Origin of the sequence: Actinospica sp. (assembly GCF_035552695.1) — a bacterium.
GTDB lineage: Bacteria > Actinomycetota > Actinomycetes > Streptomycetales > Catenulisporaceae > Actinospica.
The window spans coordinates 1-1,954 of record NZ_DASZKT010000225.1 but is presented as its reverse complement, the minus strand read 5'-3'; the positions used below and the strand labels follow the sequence as shown (position 1 = coordinate 1,954).

The window sequence follows — 1,954 nt, the reverse complement described above, 5'->3', positions numbered from 1 at the left end:
GCACATAACGGACCTGCCATCCGGCCAGCCGAACAAACCGGCGATCCTCGGTCTGTTCGTGCTCGTGTTCGTCTGCGGGCTGGGGACGCTGGCCGCGCTCGTGCCGGTTGGTCCTGGGTTCGTGCCGAAGGGAGGTGGCTGCCGATGTCGGGCAGGCGAGCTCGCTCGGCGCCTGGCGCGTCCTGCACGGACTGCACCTTTACGGGGCGGTGTCCTGGCCAGGCCCCGGCGGGCTCCGGATTTACCGGCCGAACTCCTATGGCCCGTTCGCCTACTACGCGTACATCCCCTTCGTGGTCATCTTCCCGCCGGCGCCGACGCTGCTCGCGACGCTCCTCCCGGCGGTGTGCTTCGACGTGCTGACGCTCGCCGGACTACACAAGCTCGGTCGGCGGCTCGGCGGGCGCCCACTCGCGCACGCGTTCATGTTTGCGTATCTGCTCTACCCGTTCCCCGACCTGTCGTTGACGGCGCAGACCAACGATGGCCTGATCGCCGCCCTCTGCGTCTGGACACTTGTCATAGCGGCGGAGCGCCCCGTCGCTCGCGGCCTGCTCCTGGCCGCCGCCGCTCTGACCAAGTTCCTCCCCGCGCTGCTTGCCTTGCAGTTCCTGGGTCCCAGACAGGGGCGCGCGGTACGCGCTGACGCTGGTCGCCTCACTCGCCGCGATGCTCGCCTGGCCGCTCGTCACCTCCGGGCCGGATCGATTCTTCGACTCGACGTTCGGCTACCAGATGATCCAGCGCGGCGGCGGCGTGCAGTTCAGTATCTGGACCTACATGCCGCAGGTGGCGATCGTGGCCAGGCCAGTACTCGCCGTCGCGCTGGTGCTGCTCGCGCTCTCACCCATGTGGCGTCCCGAAGTGCGAGACGCGCGAGAGCGCGCCGCTCTGGCCGCCGCGCTGCTCATCGGCGCGCAACTACTGCTGGGCTACTGGTTCTACAGCTACCTCACGTGGTGCTACCCGCTCCTCGTGATCGCGATCATCCATGTCCGATCGGACCGCCAAGCGGCCAGCACGCCAGCGCTCGCCCCGGCCAGCCGGGCAGCAGAGATGAGGACCGCCGCCGCCCTCCGCGCCGAGTTATCTGCACAGCAGCAATACTGAACTGTGTCCACTCCCGCGCTGGCGGCCGTCGAGGCTCTCGGCCTTCCCACCGCGCCATCCGGCACGGCCCGGTACGAAGTCTGGCCGAGGCGGCCCGAGGCGGCCCGAGGCCCCTAGCCGACGAGCCGGAACGGTCCAGCGTATTCGCGGATACGATCTGATCTTTTCGCAATTCAAGCATTAGTTTCGACGTTGTATTTGATACAGGTCGCCACGCTGCTATCGTGTCACCATAACCGCTGCCACAGCCGGAGGTGCGACGATGCGACGAGCTGAACCATCCGATGCGGCCGGCCGGGGACTGACTCCGGTCCGGCGCAAGATCGTCGAGACCATCGACGACTCCGTGCGGCGCCACGGCTACGCGCCCAGCATGCGGGAGATCGGCGAGGCCGTCGGCCTGGCCAGCACGTCGAGCGTCTCGTACCAGCTCTCGGTCCTGGAACGAGAGGGCTACCTGAGCCGGGAGGCGCGGCGGCCGCGCACCGCCGCGCTCCGCGTGCCCGCTCCGCCGGCCGCCGGGCGCGGCCCCGACCGCGCACCGGAACAGGCCGGCGGGCCGGGGCTGGCCCAGGTGCCGCTCGTCGGGCAGGTCGCGGCGGGCGTCCCCATCCTCGCCGACCAGCACATCGAGGAGGTCTTCCCGCTGCCCCGCCAGCTGGTCGGCGACGGCGAGCTCATCATGCTCAGGGTCGTCGGCGACTCGATGATCGACGCCGCGATCACCGACGGGGACTGGGTCGTCGTCCGCCGCGAGTCCGACATCGAGAACGGCGACATCGTCGCGGCCATGATCGAGAGCGACACGTCGGCCGACCGTGAGGCCACGGTCAAGACGTTCAAG

2 protein-coding genes and 1 pseudogene are annotated in these 1,954 nt (G+C 69.3%); all 3 read left to right on the top strand.

Features of this window, described 5'->3' with window-relative positions:
- Positions 1-134: 134 nt before the first annotated feature.
- Positions 135-584, top strand: a pseudogene (locus tag VG296_RS33310) (hypothetical protein); the annotation flags it as partial.
- A 13-nt stretch (positions 585-597) separates the two neighbouring features.
- A complete protein-coding gene (locus VG296_RS25655; protein WP_325569987.1) occupies positions 598-1,110 on the top strand; it encodes a hypothetical protein in 513 nt (170 codons plus the stop codon).
- A gap of 262 nt (positions 1,111-1,372) precedes the next feature.
- A partial coding sequence (gene lexA / locus VG296_RS25650; protein ID WP_325569985.1) for a transcriptional repressor LexA occupies positions 1,373-1,954 on the top strand: 582 nt, incomplete at its 3' end.